Below are 14,032 nucleotides of genomic sequence, written 5' to 3'. Positions count from 1 at the left end.
CAGCCGTTCCCGTCCCACCAGTCACACCCACCTCGCCTCTCACAGGCCGTCTCACTATCTGGGATAAATATGGCCGTCCATTCACCGGACACTATTCTTGATGAGTCCTATACCACTCCCATCCAGAATGTGGCATTTTTATGAACATTTTCAGGACCAAGTCAATCGAGCAGTCGATCGCCGATGCCGACGAACCCGGTCGCAAGCTCAAGCGCAGCCTGAGCACCTGGGACTTGATGATCATGGGCGTCGCCGTTGCTGTCGGCGCCGGTATCTTCTCCGTCGGTGCCAAGGCTGCTGCAAACTTTGCCGGCCCCGCCGTCACCATCAGCTTTGCCATTGCAGCTGTCACCTGTGCTTTGGCCATCATGTGCTACGCCGAATTCGCCACCGCGATTCCCGTGGCGGGCTCCGCCTACGTCTTTACCTACGCCACCATGGGCGAGGTCCTGGCCTGGATCATCGGCTGGAACCTCATCCTTGAGCTCTTCACCGCCGCAGCGGTGATCGCCAAGTACTGGGGCATCTACCTCAGTACAGTCTTTGGCCTGATGGGCGTGGACATGCCGCCGTCAGTCAGCGTCTTCGGCATCGATCTCTACTGGGGCGCTTTCCTCATTGTCGCGATCTTCACCGTACTGCTGGTGCTGGGGACAAAGTTGTCCGCCCGCGTCGGCAACGTCTTCACCCTGATCAAAATTGCCGTAGTGCTCTTCGTAATCGTGGTTGGTTTCAGCTACGTGAAGTTCTCCAACTACACTCCCTTCATTCCTGCCTCCGAGCCCACCGACTCCGGTGCTGCGGACGTCATGAAGCAGTCGTTCTTCGGCTTCCTCACCGGCGCTGCTCCGGCGCAGTACGGAACTCTGGGTGTCTTCGCCGGTGCAGCCCTGGTGTTCTTCGCCTTCATCGGCTTTGACGTGGTGGCAACGTCCGCCGAAGAGGTCAAGAACCCGCAGAAGACCCTTCCCCGCGGTATCTTCGGTGGCCTGGCAGTGGTCACGCTGCTCTACATCCTGGTCTCCCTCGCACTGACCGGCATGGTCTCGTACACGCAATTGGCCGAGGTCAAGAACCCCACCCTGACCACGGCATTCGAGGCCGTGGGCAATACGGATGCTGCCAAGGTCATTGCCTTCGGTTCCCTGGTGGGCCTGACCACCGTGATCATGGTGCTGCTCATGGGCCTGTCCCGTGTGGTCCTGGCCATGAGCCGCGACGGACTCCTGCCACGCTCGCTGTCCAAGACCAGCGAAAAGCGCTCGACGCCGGCCCGTCTGCAGATCATCTGTGGGGCAGCGGTGGCCATAGTCGCAGGTGTCACCAAGGTGGACCTGCTTGAGGAAATGATCAACATCGGAACGCTCTCCGCGTTTGTGATGGTGAGCTTGGGCATCCTGGTGCTGCGCAAGAAGCGTCCGGACTTGAAGCCCGCCTTCCGCGTCCCGTTCGGCAAGGTCCTGCCGTGGGTCTCCGCAGTGCTCTGCTTCTACCTCATGACCAACCTCGCCGTTGAAACCTGGATCTTCTTCGCAATCTGGCTGGTCATTGGCATGGGCATCTACTTCGCCTACGGCCAGCGCCACTCACGGCTGAACGAGAAGTTCGCCGCGGCCAAGGCCTCGGTTGACGGCGCTTCCGAGAACCGCCAGCCCAAGGGCGATGAGGACGAAAACACCTTCACCAAGGTATAGACCAATGTGAGCAGCTTGTCAGACAGCTGCCTGATATTCATGTAAAGGCGCCCGGGAGCCATAGGTTTCCGGGCGCTTTTGCGTGTCCTCACCGGCACCAGCGCAGCTACTGCACCGGCGTACCTACGGCACCGGGCCAGCTACGGCGCCGCATGCTCTCCGACCCACTCCACCAGCGGCCTCAGCGCTTCCCACCGGGCGGCGATCTGTTCCCGGGCCGATGGAGTGTACAGCCACTCCGGTTGACCCACCTCAACGCTCGCTGACAACGACTTGTGCTTGAGCAGCTCGGCGCGTGGATGGTCTTTATCGAAGCCCCGCGGAACGGTCTTGAGCTTCTCACCCTCGACGGCAAATCCTGCCGCCGCTACCGCGTCAACGATTCCCTGCAGCTCCAATCCACTGTCTGGAGCATCCACGGCAGCCCGGAAACGTGCCAGTTGGGCTGGCGTATGAGAGTGGTATCCGCCGCCGATCAGCAGGCCGTCGGCGCTGATCTGGAGATAGAAGCCAACACCCTCCTGCCCGGCAGCGAAGGCGCCTTGGGCTGTCTTGTACGGAGACTTGTCCTGGGAGAACCTGACGTCCCTGTTGGGCCGAAAGATCTTGGCCGGCCCGAACTGCGGCTCCAGCTCCGCAAGGAGACCCACCAGCGGCTCCTTGACCTCGGCGTCGTAGATAGCTTTGTGCTCCAGCCACCACTCACGGTTGTTGTTCTCTTCAAGCTCGGCGTAGAAACGGAATGCGGCGGTTGGGATGCCCTCGAATGTACTCATAGAAGGATCCTAGGGACCCGAAGATCCGCCCGGCCATAGCCAAAGAAGCCTATGTGGAAAAACAAAAAGAACACCCCGCCGCGGAGCGATCCGCAACGGGGTGTTCCTGGAAAGCAGGAGAGCTAAGACGCTTAGAGCTTGTTGGCTGCTTCGGCGTCGGACTCGGTCTGGCCTGCTCCGAGGTTGGCGCGCAGCTTGGCGCCGAGCTCGGAGTCAACGTTGGTCCAGTACTGGATGGCGCGTTCCTTGATGTCGGCGTGCTTCACGCCGCCAACGGCACCGGTGATGGTGTCCAGGAGGCGGGCCTTGGCAGCGTCGTCGTAGACCTCGCGGTACAAGGTACCGGCCTGGCCGAAGTCGTCGTCCTCAGCGTGCAGGGTGTGGGCGGAGAGGGTGAGCTCGCCGTCGTTCTCCCAGCCGCCGGCCGGTGAGGTGGGCTCAACAGCAGCCGGGCCACCTACCGAGTTCGGTGCGTACACCGGGGTGGAGGGGGAGTTGAACAGGAAACGACCCTGGCCATCCTGGCTGTAGTTGTTGACCTGGTTCTTCGGCTGGTTCACCGGGATCTGTGCGTGGTTGGTGCCCACGCGGTAACGGTGTGCGTCGGCGTAGGAGAAGATGCGGGCCTGCAGCATCTTGTCCGGGGAAGCGGCAATGCCCGGTACGAAGTTCGACGGCGCGAAGGTGGCCTGCTCGATCTGCGCGAAGTAGTTCTCCGGGTTCTTGTTCAGCTCCATGGTGCCCACGTGGATCAGCGGGTAGTCAGAGTGCGGCCACACCTTGGTGAGGTCGAACGGGTTGAAGCGGTACGTCTTGGCATCCTCGTACGGCATGACCTGGACGTGCAGTTCCCAGGAGGGGAAGTTACCGTCAGCGATGTTTTCCTGCAGGTCGCGGATGTAGAAGTCCGCGTCCGAGCCTGCAAGCTGCTCAGCCTGGTCGCCCGTGATGGTCTTGACGCCCTGGTTGGACTTGAAGTGGTACTTGACCCAGAAACGCTCGCCGGCGGCGTTGATCCACTGGTAGGTGTGCGAGCCGTAGCCCTGCATTTCACGCCAGGAAGCCGGGAGGCCGCGGTCGCCCATGAGCCAGGTGACTTGGTGTGCGGACTCGGGGGAGAGGGTCCAGAAGTCCCACTGCATGTCAGCGTCACGCAGGTGGCTGCCCGGGAGGCGCTTCTGGGAGTGGATGAAGTCCGGGAACTTGATGCCGTCGCGGATGAAGAAGACGGGGGTGTTGTTGCCAACGAGGTCGTAGTTGCCCTCGGAGGTGTAGAACTTCACGGCGAAACCGCGGGGGTCGCGCCAGGTATCGGGAGAGCCGTTCTCGCCTGCAACGGAGGAGAAGCGGATCAGCATGTCCGTCTCGGTGCCCGGCTGGAGGAAGGCAGCCTTGGTGTAGGCCGAAACGTCCGAGGTGGTCTTGAACGTACCGAAAGCGCCGCCACCCTTGGCGTGCACTACACGCTCCGGGACCCGCTCGCGGTTGAACTGCGCAAGCTTTTCCACCAAGTAGTGGTCGGTGAGGATGATGGCACCGTCAGCGCCGACGGACTTCGAGTGCGCGTCGGACGTAACGGGGGCACCTGACTGAGTTGTTGAAATGGCAGTCATTGTTCTCCTTTTTCTTATTTCTGAGTTACGGAAGTTACGGGAAGCTGTTGTTTGGACTGGCAATCCTGGCAGATGCCTTGGTAGAGGACATCTGCTATCTGGATGGTCATGGGCTTGGAATTTTCATCCCAGTGCGGGGTGAGGCACGGTGCGTGGCCCACTGCGCAATCCACGTCCTCCACCTTGCCGCAGCTGATGCAGACGGCGTGATGGTGGTTGTCACCCACCCGGGTTTCGTAAAGTGCCGGGGAGTGCGGTGGCTCAAAGCGGCGCAGCATCTGCAGGTCCGTGAGGTCGCTGAGCACTACGTAAACGGACTGCGCCGTCAGTTCAGGAAGCTCTTTGCGGGCAGCGGCAAGAATGCCTTCTGCCGGGGAATGCGGATGGTGCTGGACTGCGGCGAGTACTGCCAGCCGCTGTTTGGTCACACGCCGGCCGTGGGCATGCAGGGCGGCTGCCCATTCTGCTTGCTCGGCGGTGTGATCTGTCATGCATTCATTGAAACACTTATTTTGAGGAGTTCACAATAAGGCAAGGCTAACTTCCGGTGAACGGAGCAGATCCTCCAGCGGATTGACCTTTTCAGCGGCTGACCGGCCCAACGCATGGACACGCAGCGGAGTACCCGCCGACTCCGATTCCACGGCCACGCAACTGAATCCACTCAGGCCTCCACTCAGGGGAAGCTCAGCCAGGGCAGCCGCCATTGCCAGCAGTTCCACCGGCAGGATCCCGCGAACAGACGCCACAGCACGGACAGGCTCAATGACCGTATGACCGGGCCCTGTTTGCACCGCCCGAGCCAGCGGACCTGAATCAGAAGCGGCCGAACCTAAGCCAGAAGCGGGCACGACGGCGTCGCCCGCCTGAGGCCCGGAACTCACGGCGGCCTCGGATCGCCTCCGTCGAAGCGCCTCACGCACTGCGGCGTCGGTAGTTTCCATGGGGTGATCAGGCTCCCCGAGGCGACGGTGGGCCGGCAACGAAAGCTGAGCCCCCGGCGTCGTGGTTTCTCCGTCCCAGCGGCCGAACACGTGGAACGTGGGAGTTGAAGACTCAGCCACAGGCTCGCCGATGGCGGAGCCCAGCGGGTGCCAGCGGTGGGCGAACATCACCGCGAAGCGGGTAGCCCCGAGGACGTCATGAAGGGCGGCGCGTACAAGGTTGTGGCAGAAGAGCCAGTCGGAGGCCGAGGCCTGCGCGAATTCAGTGGAAGGATCGGACAGCCGGATCAGAATGTGCCCGGCCGTCAGGGGATGGCGTGGCCGGGCGATCTCCCAAAACCCCGAACGGTACAGCAAACGTCGCTCCAAGCCCATGTCAACTCCTTCCCCGGGGTGAGCCTACCAAGCGTTCCCGCACCTAGGGAGAGTTGCGGGAGGTTGCCGCAATGATCGTTAAGGTAGGACGGTGGCGAAACTACTGGCAGACATCACCCCCTTGAAGGAGAGCCCAGCTTTTCGGCGGCTCTGGCTGGGGGCATCGGTGGCTGCCATCGGAACCCAACTGACCTTGGTGGCTGTCAGCCTGGAGGTCTACCGACTCACACAGGAGAGCTTCTACGTGGGCCTCCTGGGCATCTTTGCCCTGGTGCCCCTGGTCATTGCCGGGCTCTACGGGGGCTCCGTTTCGGACGCCTACGATCGCCGGAAAGTTGCCCTCGTTGCGTCGCTTGTCCTATGGGCCACCACGGCCGCGTTGGCCTTGCAGGCGTGGTTGGAAATCGGCAACATTTGGCTTCTTTACGCACTGGTAGCCGTACAAAGCGGCGCTCAGGGCATCAACGGCCCGGCCCGCAGCGCCATCATCCCGCTGCTGGTCCGCAAGGATCTGCTTCCCGCGGCCAACGCCCTGAGCATGCTGACGTTCGGTCTGTCCATGACCGCCGGGCCGCTCCTGGCTGGTGTCCTTGTGGCCACCATCGGATTCGGCTGGACGTACACCATCGATGTGATCAGCTTTACGTTCGCGCTGTGGGGGCTCTTCAAACTCCCGCCCCTGCCGCCGTCCAAGGATGCCGTACGGCCGGGGCTGCGCTCCGTGGTGGAGGGCTTCCGGTTTCTGGGGACACGGCCCAACGTTCGCATGACGTTCATCATTGACCTCATCGCCATGATCTGTGCCCAACCCCGGGCTTTGATGCCTGCCATCGGGGCAGTGATGATCGGTGGCGGCGAAACAACCGTGGGTGTGTTGCTCGCCTCCACAGCCGTGGGTGCTTTCCTGGCCGGGCTGTTTTCCGGGCCCCTGGGGAGGGTTCGCAAGCAGGGCAGCGCCGTGGTGTGGTCGGTGATTGGCTGGGGCGCTTCCATTGCCGGCTTCGGTCTGGTGGTGCTGCTCGCCGGGGATTCCGGCCGCGACGGCGTCACGGCGTGGCTGATCCCGGCTGCCCTGTGCTGCGCCCTCGCAGGGATATCGGACTCCATCAGTGCCGTCTTCCGCACCACTATCCTCCAGTCAGCCACGCCGGACCACATGCGGGGCCGGCTCCAGGGTGTGTTCATTGTGGTGGTGGCCGGAGGGCCCAGGGTGGGGGACATGCTTGCCGGCGGAGTCACCCAGTTCCTGAGCGAAGGCGGGGTGTTGCTCCTCGGCGGCCTGCTTTGCATTCTCCTGGCATGGGTGGCCTCCCGAATGCAGCCCGGATTCGTCGCCTACGATGCCAAGCATCCTGTGCCCTGACCCCGCCTGAACCGTGTCAGCCACAGCGCCAACGTAGGCTGACAACGGAACACGGCGGGCGGCGTCGGCGTTAATGCGTACAGAACCCCTGCCACAGACGAGGAAAGCGACGAGAACAAGCGTGCATAAACACAACAATGGACTCAAGACAGCGGCGCTCTTCGGTGTGCTGTGGGCGGTGTTGTTGGGTTTGGGCGCCATCATCGCGGCCGGGACGCGCAGCACCACGCCCATCTGGATCATGGCGCTGATCGGTGTGGGGACCACTGCGTATGGCTATTGGAACAGCGACAAGATCGCCATCCGTTCCATGGCTGCCTACCCCGTCACCGAGGCGCAGGCGCCGCAGCTCTATCAGATTGTTCGGGAGCTGTCCGTGCGAGCCAACAAACCCATGCCGCGGATTTACCTTTCGCCCACCATGACACCCAACGCCTTCGCCACAGGACGCAATCCCAAGAACGCTGCCGTGTGCTGCACCGAGGGCATCCTCCACCTGCTGGACGCCCGCGAACTCAGGGGCGTCCTGGGTCATGAGCTGATGCACGTATACAACCGCGACATCCTGACGTCGTCCGTTGCAGCTGCCGTGGCCGGTGTCATCACCTCCGTGGGGCAGATGCTGCTGATCTTCGGCAGCGGCGACCGGCGCAACGCCAACCCGCTGGCCACCATCGCCATGGCCTTGCTTGCGCCGTTCGCGGCCTCGCTGATTCAGATGGCGATCTCCCGCACCCGGGAATTCGACGCCGACGAGGACGGCGCGGAGCTCACCGGCGACCCCCTGGCGCTCGCCTCAGCCCTGCGCAAGATCGAATCCGGGGTCAGCCAATTGCCGCTCCCGCAGGACCAGCGGCTGGTCAATGCTTCGCACCTGATGATCGCCAACCCGTTCCGCGGCGGCGGGATGAGGCGTATGTTCTCCACACACCCGCCCATGAAGGAACGGATCAGCCGACTGGAACGGATGGCCGGACGCCCGCTTTCCTAGGTTCCTGCTGAACACGTCGCATACCCGCTGTTCTGTTGTTGGCCAACAACGGAACAGCGGCTTCACGACGGCGGTGCGGGGCCACCACTCCTAGACGAACAGCCCCTCGCCGATGAAACCGCCCGCCTGGATACCCGGAGGCACCGCAAAGAGCCCCGAGCCGGTGTGCTTCAAATACTCCACGGACAAGGTGTCGCTCTTAGCCAACGCCAGCTGCATGGGGACGTAGTGGGTCCGGGGATCCTTGACGAAGGCAATGAAGAACAGCCCGGCGTCGAGGTGTCCCAGCCCGTCCGAGCCGTCCGTGAAGTTGTAGCCACGGCGCAACATCCTCACGCCGTTGTTCTGGTCCGGGTGGGCAAGGCGCATGTGGGCATCCATGGGAATCAGCGGATCGCCGTTTCGGCCGGCCATGGCGAAATCCGGCGTGCTGAACTCGTCCCCGCCGGACAACGGAGCGCCAACTCCCTTGGTGCGGCCAATTAGTCCTTCCTGTTCGCGCAGGGAGGTCCGGTCCCAGATTTCAATGTGCATCTGAATCCTGCGCGCCACCAGGTAGCTGCCGCCGTTCATCCATTGCTCGCCCGCGGAGCCCGCGCCTACCCACACGTGCTCATCAAGCAGCGCGTTGTCCTCGACCTTGAGGTTGTTGGTGCCGTCCTTGAACCCGAACAGGTTCCGGGGAGTCACCTGTGAACGGGACGTAGAGGACGTGCGTCCAAAACCCAACTGAGACCACCGGACCCGGACCTTGCCGAAGCCGATCCGTGCAAGGTTCCGAATAGCGTGGACTGCCACTTGGGGGTCATCAGCGCAAGCCTGGATGACGATGTCCCCACCCGTGCGGCCCGGTTGAAGATCGTCCCCGGGGAAATGCGGAAGATCGATCAGGGCCTGCGGGCGGCGCCCCTCCAGACCAAAGCGCGCCTTCCCGTCCTTCTCGAACAGCCCCGCGCCAAAACCGAATGTCAGCGTCAATTTCGCAGCCGCCAAATCCAACGCTTCACCGGTGTCTTCAGGCGGGGCATCGTACGGCCCGTCCACAGCGCCCGTCGCACCAGTGGGGAGGCCGGTTGTCATGGATTCAGCCGCGGCAGTCCAGTCTTTGAGGAGCTTGATGAGTTCCTTGCGGTCTTCAGCGGTGACATCAAAAGCGGCCATGTGCAGGCGATCCTGGGCCGGGGTGGTGATGCCGGCCTGGTGCTCGCCAAAGAACGGGACCACCGCTTCGCCGGTGCTGGTGTCCGTTGCGGACGCAGCAGCGGCAGATAACGCGTCATGTCCCAGGAACCCGGCAGCCAGACCAGCTACCGCGCCCGCGCCGCCAACCCCGGCCAGCGAGAGCAGTCCCCGTCGGGAGACACCTTTCAGGGAGACGCCGTTGCGGCGGCTTTCAGCGGCAGCCGCTGCACCGCCGTCGGCCGCTTCCCGGGAGGTTACGACGGCGGCACCCTCGCTTGGGCGCTCAGCGTCCGCATCGGTGTGCCCGAAGGGGCAGCCGCTCATAGCACCACGGCTGCGGTGAGCTTGGAGAGGGGCTCACCCAGCGAATCGACCAAGGCAGCGAGCTGCTGGACCTGGTCCTGGCTCAGCTCGTTGTAGAAAACGAAGCCGTCGCCCTTGGCATGCTTCTTGAGCTCGGTTTGGAGGGCCGTGAACTTCTCGTCCAAGGACTTGGCGAGCTCGGAGTCCTTCTGCTCAAGCGCAGGCTTCAGGTTCTCAAAGGCGATGCGTGCGCCGTCAACATTGGCTTGGAAATCCCAAAGATCGGTGTGGGACCAAATTTCCTCTTCACCTGTGACCTTGCCGGTGGCGACTTCGTCCAGGAGCTCCTTTGCGCCGTTGCCGAGCTTGTCCGGCGTGAGTTCCACCGTGCGGGTGCGGGTCACCAGGTCCTCGGTGTCTGCTACCAGCTGCGTGGAGATGGCGGTGCGCTCGGCCGGCGTCATGGCCGTGTATTCCGCAGGCGGGAAGAGGTCCTTCTCGGCACGGTGCCAGCCGGTCCATTCCTGGCCAGGCTCAAGGTCCGCTTCGCGGGCATCCAACTTGGGATCGAGGTCGCCGAAGGACTCAGCTACGGGTTCGATCCGCTCCCAGTGCATGCGGGTGGAGGCGTAGAGCTCGCGTGCCTTGGCGGCGTCACCGGAGGCGAACGCCTCAGCGAACGTCTTGGTACCCACAATGAGCTGCTCGGTCTGGTCCTTGACGTAAGCGGCGTACTGCTGGGATCCGTTGTCCAGGAGTTTCTGGAAGTCGGCGTCCACGCTGGGTTTGTTGCCGGATTCGGTGACTTCGAACGAGGCACGGATGCCCTCGCCCTGCATCCCGGGCTTGCAGGCAGTGTTGTATTTGCCGGCCGGGGCGGTGACCACCAGGTTGCGCGTGATTCCGGGGCCGATGTTCTCCACTTCGCCCAGGATCCGCAGGCCGTCCTCAGCCAGCAGGTAGAACTCGGTAACCTCAGTGCCTTCGTTTTTCACGGCGAAAGTGAGGTTGCCGCTCGGCGCGGTGCCCGTGGACACCTTGCACTCGTTGGCGGTGCTGCTCACCTGGATGGGGCCGTCTGTGGCGCCCGAGGTCTTGGTGTTGTCAGTGCAGCCGGCAAGTACCAGCGGCACTGCTGTGGCGGCGCCAATAACGGCGAGGGTCCTGCGAAGTTTGGGGGATCCGAGCATGATGGGTCCTTATGTTGAAGGGCGTGACGGGAGTTACCCGGAAAGACGGTGGTGGCCTAAGCCTGTGTTGCGATTGCAGAGACTGAGGCGGCGCTGGAAGCCTTGGGCGGCGACGAACGGTTGGCCCGGAGATACAGGAACAGCACCGGGATCACATAGAGCACCCAGGCTGCGGCTTCGAGCCAAGTGGTGGCGGGGGAGAAGTTCAAGGTGCCCTTCAGCAAGGTCCCGTACCAGGACGACGGCGGTATGGCCGCTGAAACGTCGAAGGCCAGGTTATTCAAGCCGGGCAGGATGCCGGCTTCCTGGAGATCATGGATCCCATACGCCAGGACGCCGCCGGCAATAATAATCAGGCCAACACCTGTCCACGTGAAGAAGCGGCCCAGGTTCACCTTCAGGACTCCCCGGTGCAGCAGGTATCCGAGCCCGGCGGCCGTGATCAGGCCAAGCAGCGCACCGAGCAAGGGCAACGTGGTTTCGCCGGTGGCCTGGGCTGCTGCCCAGATAAACAGGGCGGTTTCGAGGCCTTCCCGGCCCACGGCCAGTGCAGCAACCACCACAAGGCCCCAGGCGGCGCCGTCGGCTGCTTTATCCACTTGCGAGCGGAGTTCGCCGCCCAGGCTGCGCGCCGTGCGGGCCATCCAGAAGACCATCCAGGTCACCAGCGCGACCGCCACGATGGACAGGCCGCCGCCGATCGCTTCCTGGGCCTCGAACGTGAGGCCACGCGGGCCGAAGGTCAGCAGAGCGCCGAAGCCAAGAGAAATGGCGATTGCGAGGCCTACGCCCATCCATACACGGGAGATCAGATGCCGCCGGCCGGTCTTGATGAGGTAAGCCATCAGGAGGACCACGATGAGTGAGGCCTCAAGGCCTTCGCGCAGGCCGATCAGGTAATTGGCGGTCATGGAAGTTCTTTCACTAAGGGGAACCGTACTTAGGTTCGCCTAAGGAAGAAGGATACTGTGACTTGACTATTACGCAAACTAATCGTGTGCTAATGCGCAGGCTCATTACGACAGTCGGTGTAGTTTCTAGGCAACAAAAAGCCGGGACACAGCGCCCTGGTGAGCGTGCGTCCCGGCTTCGAGGCCGTTGAGTGCCCCGGTGCTTTTTTGCGAGGGTGCTAGCTGCGGAAGTTCACGAACTGCAGATCGGCCTCGTCGAACTTCTTGAGGATGTTCATGGTCTCCTGCAGATCATCGCGGGACTTGGAGGTCACGCGGAGTTCGTCACCCTGGATCTGGGACTTGACCGACTTGGGGGCTTCATCGCGGATGATCTTGTTGATCTTCTTGGCGATGTCCTGGGCAATGCCCTCCTTGATGGTGCACTCCAGGCGGAATTCCTTGCCGGAGGGGAAGGGTTCGCCTTGGTCCAGGGACTTCAGGGAGATGCCGCGCTTGATGAGCTTGGACTGGAAGACATCCAGGACGGCCAGGACGCGGTCCTCGGAGTTGGCCTTCATGAGGATCTTCTCGCCGCTGAAGTCGATCTCAGCGCCGACGCCTTTGAAGTCGTATCGCTGGGCGATTTCCTTCTGCGACTGGTTGAGCGCGTTGGCAACCTCTTGCTTGTCTACTTTGCTTACGACGTCGAATGTGGATTCGCCTGCCATGACTCTCCTTAGGTTGGGGGCCCTGTGAGGGCGGGTTGGTCTGGCATCCAGCCTAGTACGGAAGGCGCGGCTTGGGGCCGGGGAGTTCTTTCACAGTTCGCTCACAGCGCATGCAGGGTTGGAACTGAGGCAGCAGGTTGAGAGTTGTACCAGTTGGAAGAACGCATCCACGGAGGATCAGCATGAGCAGCAAGGCCGTCCAGTCCATCAGCAAATCCGCTTCTGCAGCAGCAGGTTCCATTGGTGCAGCCGCAGGTTCCCTTGGTACGGCCGCGGTTGCCGCAGCAAGTGCCGTAGCTGCCGCGGCTGTCGCCGCCTCGATCGTCCTCAGCCCGGTCCCTGACGCTGCCTCCCGGATGGATGGAGTCCACGCGGACTTGCTGCGCGCTGTGCAGCTCAACCAGATCACTGCCGAGCAAGCCGAAAAGTTTGAGGCCAAACTGGCTGGCAGGATCCTCGGAGAAGCCTGAAATCCCGCTAAATCCCAGGCGTCCGGCGCCGATTAGATTCTTCGCGGAAAGTTCTGTAAGGTTGTCTCTGCCTTCGGTTACCGGATCTAAAAGAAACGGTCTCCGGAAGTGATCTTCTTTTGAAGTTCGGCAGATTACCCGAGCGGCCAAAGGGGGCTGACTGTAAATCAGCTGGCAACGCCTACGGGGGTTCGAATCCCTCATCTGCCACCCAAGGAAAATCCCCGGAACCACTGGTTCCGGGGATTTTTTTGTGTACCTGGGGACGTCCATTTTCGTCCGGGCCGGGCACGCCGCAAACTACGGCATGTCGCGCGAGATTCGTGCTCAAAGAAGGTGGTGACGGCACGGGAGAGAGTCCGACGCCTGGACTACGCCTCCCTCTCCTGACCGACCTGCGTGCCCTGCCGGATCTCCGTGGCTTGCCGGAGTTCCGCAATCTCCATCCGAAGGGCCGCGATTTCGGTCACGAGGTCCGCCATCTCGGCGCGGACCGGTTCTTCGGCAGCTGCAGCCTTGACTTCCGCTGCTGCGGCCACGCCCTCGGCATTCTCCTCAATGCGCTGCAGGAGCCACGAGGCAATGGAGGCCGTGACAATACCCAGGACCGCGATCCCGCTCATCATCAGGGCGGCAGCCACCATCCTGCCGATGGGAGTCACAGGGTAGAGGTCTCCGTAACCCACAGTGGTGATGGTGGTGATGGCCCACCAGGCGGCGTCCCCGAAATTGAGGATCTTGGCGTCGGGAGCGTTCTGCTCCACGTCCAGCACGGCCAGCGCCCCGATGAGGATCAGCATTGCAGCGGCACCGGCAACGTACGTGGCCACGCGTCCGCGCAGTGTTTCGCCCACCGTGCGCTGCAGGACGGAGAGCAACGTGACCAGCCGCAGCAACCTGAGTGGCCGGAAGAAGGGGAGCACCACAATGAGGAGTTCGTGGAGATTCCAGAGGAACCACCGCATGCGGTCCTCGGCAAGCCAAAGATTGACGAAGTAGTCCAAGGCGAAAATTCCCCACGTGATCCAGAGAATCACTTCGAAGGGGATTGCGTCGGTCCCGCTGACGCGACCTATGACTTGCCACGCGTAAGCCGTGAGGAAAATCAATGCTGTGGCCATGAGGGGCCATTCAACCAGGTCCCTGTATCGCGCTTGAGTCATACGGGAATACTAGCCACAGCGAAAGCCCTGCCTTTACTACAAGGGATCAGGAGGCCGGTGTCTCCAGCCAGTAGCCGTCCAGATGGTGGATCAGTTGACGCCCCAGGCCGCCTTTGAGTTGGATCCACAACGTACTGCGATCGTTGGTCATTCCATCGATGGTTCCTTCGATCCGGTTGCCGCGGGCATCCTGGAGGACCACGTGCTGGTGGCGGGAGAGTTCAGGCCAAACATCACCTTGCGGCCTGGCGGTTTGCAGCGTGCTCAAAGGTGTCCCCCTTGTGTGTTCCATCAATACGAGTTTCAGATATTGTGCACGTCTTTCATGAACCAGCGGTAAACGTTAG

At 62.4% G+C, this 14,032-nt stretch carries 14 protein-coding genes and 1 tRNA gene; 5 read left to right on the top strand and 10 right to left on the bottom strand.

Annotated elements, in window-relative coordinates:
* Positions 1–140 precede the first annotated feature (140 nt).
* On the top strand, positions 141–1,694 hold the full coding sequence (locus ACIQH5_RS04620; protein WP_400400716.1) for an amino acid permease: 1,554 nt from the start codon (positions 141–143) through the stop codon (positions 1,692–1,694).
* A 140-nt stretch (positions 1,695–1,834) separates the two neighbouring features.
* On the opposite strand, the gene ACIQH5_RS04615 is transcribed toward ACIQH5_RS04620, so the two are convergent.
* The 4 genes from ACIQH5_RS04615 to ACIQH5_RS04600 all read right to left on the bottom strand — a co-directional run bounded on the left by ACIQH5_RS04615 (position 1,835) and on the right by ACIQH5_RS04600 (position 5,402).
* Complete coding sequence (locus ACIQH5_RS04615; protein WP_400400714.1) at positions 1,835–2,470, bottom strand: DUF2461 domain-containing protein; 636 nt, start codon at positions 2,468–2,470, stop codon at positions 1,835–1,837.
* A gap of 131 nt (positions 2,471–2,601) precedes the next feature.
* Positions 2,602–4,083, bottom strand: coding sequence for a catalase (locus ACIQH5_RS04610; protein ID WP_400400712.1), 1,482 nt, complete (start codon positions 4,081–4,083; stop codon positions 2,602–2,604).
* 14 nt (positions 4,084–4,097) lie between these two features.
* Positions 4,098–4,574, bottom strand: a complete 477-nt coding sequence (locus ACIQH5_RS04605) for a Fur family transcriptional regulator (RefSeq protein WP_017199873.1) — start codon at positions 4,572–4,574, stop codon at positions 4,098–4,100.
* Between the two features lie 30 nt (positions 4,575–4,604).
* Complete coding sequence (locus ACIQH5_RS04600) at positions 4,605–5,402, bottom strand: hypothetical protein (protein ID WP_400400710.1); 798 nt, start codon at positions 5,400–5,402, stop codon at positions 4,605–4,607.
* A 91-nt stretch (positions 5,403–5,493) separates the two neighbouring features.
* Here ACIQH5_RS04600 and ACIQH5_RS04595 point away from each other — a divergent pair, with 91 nt between their 5' ends.
* Positions 5,494–6,765, top strand: coding sequence for an MFS transporter (locus tag ACIQH5_RS04595; RefSeq protein ID WP_400400708.1), 1,272 nt, complete (start codon positions 5,494–5,496; stop codon positions 6,763–6,765).
* A gap of 121 nt (positions 6,766–6,886) precedes the next feature.
* Entirely contained in the window at positions 6,887–7,756 is an 870-nt protein-coding gene (gene htpX, locus ACIQH5_RS04590) for a zinc metalloprotease HtpX (protein WP_062073338.1), read from the top strand.
* Between the two features lie 90 nt (positions 7,757–7,846).
* Here htpX and efeB read toward each other — a convergent pair whose 3' ends face one another.
* The 4 genes from efeB to ACIQH5_RS04570 all read right to left on the bottom strand — a co-directional run bounded on the left by efeB (position 7,847) and on the right by ACIQH5_RS04570 (position 12,052).
* Positions 7,847–9,262, bottom strand: a complete 1,416-nt coding sequence (gene efeB / locus ACIQH5_RS04585; protein ID WP_400400706.1) for an iron uptake transporter deferrochelatase/peroxidase subunit — start codon at positions 9,260–9,262, stop codon at positions 7,847–7,849.
* Complete coding sequence (efeO, locus tag ACIQH5_RS04580; protein WP_400400704.1) at positions 9,259–10,431, bottom strand: iron uptake system protein EfeO; 1,173 nt, start codon at positions 10,429–10,431, stop codon at positions 9,259–9,261. Before efeO ends, efeB begins: the two co-directional genes overlap by 4 nt.
* Before the next feature lie 56 nt (positions 10,432–10,487).
* A complete protein-coding gene (efeU, locus tag ACIQH5_RS04575; protein ID WP_400400702.1) occupies positions 10,488–11,342 on the bottom strand; it encodes an iron uptake transporter permease EfeU in 855 nt (284 codons plus the stop codon).
* A 218-nt stretch (positions 11,343–11,560) separates the two neighbouring features.
* Positions 11,561–12,052, bottom strand: a complete 492-nt coding sequence (locus ACIQH5_RS04570) for a YajQ family cyclic di-GMP-binding protein (protein WP_311214629.1) — start codon at positions 12,050–12,052, stop codon at positions 11,561–11,563.
* A 182-nt stretch (positions 12,053–12,234) separates the two neighbouring features.
* On the opposite strand from ACIQH5_RS04570, the gene ACIQH5_RS04565 reads away from it, so the two are divergent.
* A complete protein-coding gene (locus tag ACIQH5_RS04565; protein ID WP_400400700.1) occupies positions 12,235–12,522 on the top strand; it encodes a hypothetical protein in 288 nt (95 codons plus the stop codon).
* Positions 12,523–12,650: 128 nt separating this feature from the next.
* Positions 12,651–12,732, top strand: a tRNA-Tyr gene (locus ACIQH5_RS04560).
* 161 nt (positions 12,733–12,893) lie between these two features.
* Here ACIQH5_RS04560 and ACIQH5_RS04555 read toward each other — a convergent pair.
* Together ACIQH5_RS04555 and ACIQH5_RS04550 are read right to left on the bottom strand one after the other, a co-directional pair.
* On the bottom strand, positions 12,894–13,685 hold the full coding sequence (locus ACIQH5_RS04555; RefSeq protein WP_400400698.1) for a potassium channel family protein: 792 nt from the start codon (positions 13,683–13,685) through the stop codon (positions 12,894–12,896).
* 46 nt (positions 13,686–13,731) lie between these two features.
* Positions 13,732–13,953 carry a hypothetical protein gene (locus tag ACIQH5_RS04550; RefSeq protein WP_400400696.1) on the bottom strand — a complete coding sequence of 74 codons (222 nt, stop codon included), beginning with the start codon at positions 13,951–13,953 and terminating at the stop codon, positions 13,732–13,734.
* Positions 13,954–14,032: the final 79 nt, after the last annotated feature.

Source organism: Paenarthrobacter sp. NPDC091711 (assembly GCF_044756605.1).
Lineage (GTDB): Bacteria > Actinomycetota > Actinomycetes > Actinomycetales > Micrococcaceae > Arthrobacter.
This window is presented reverse-complemented; position numbering and strand designations above follow the sequence as displayed.

Excerpts from the sequence above, each read along its gene's own strand:
- efeB (WP_400400706.1), bottom strand. The coding sequence starts at position 9,262 with ATGAGCGGCTGCCCCTTCGGGCACACCGATGCGGACGCTGAGCGCCCA.
- efeU (WP_400400702.1), bottom strand. The coding sequence starts at position 11,342 with ATGACCGCCAATTACCTGATCGGCCTGCGCGAAGGCCTTGAGGCCTCA.
- ACIQH5_RS04565 (WP_400400700.1), top strand. The coding sequence starts at position 12,235 with ATGAGCAGCAAGGCCGTCCAGTCCATCAGCAAATCCGCTTCTGCAGCA.
- efeO (WP_400400704.1), bottom strand. The coding sequence starts at position 10,431 with ATGCTCGGATCCCCCAAACTTCGCAGGACCCTCGCCGTTATTGGCGCC.
- ACIQH5_RS04620 (WP_400400716.1), top strand. The coding sequence starts at position 141 with ATGAACATTTTCAGGACCAAGTCAATCGAGCAGTCGATCGCCGATGCC.
- ACIQH5_RS04615 (WP_400400714.1), bottom strand. The coding sequence starts at position 2,470 with ATGAGTACATTCGAGGGCATCCCAACCGCCGCATTCCGTTTCTACGCC.
- ACIQH5_RS04555 (WP_400400698.1), bottom strand. The coding sequence starts at position 13,685 with ATGACTCAAGCGCGATACAGGGACCTGGTTGAATGGCCCCTCATGGCC.
- ACIQH5_RS04600 (WP_400400710.1), bottom strand. The coding sequence starts at position 5,402 with ATGGGCTTGGAGCGACGTTTGCTGTACCGTTCGGGGTTTTGGGAGATC.
- ACIQH5_RS04570 (WP_311214629.1), bottom strand. The coding sequence starts at position 12,052 with ATGGCAGGCGAATCCACATTCGACGTCGTAAGCAAAGTAGACAAGCAA.
- ACIQH5_RS04610 (WP_400400712.1), bottom strand. The coding sequence starts at position 4,083 with ATGACTGCCATTTCAACAACTCAGTCAGGTGCCCCCGTTACGTCCGAC.
- ACIQH5_RS04605 (WP_017199873.1), bottom strand. The coding sequence starts at position 4,574 with ATGACAGATCACACCGCCGAGCAAGCAGAATGGGCAGCCGCCCTGCAT.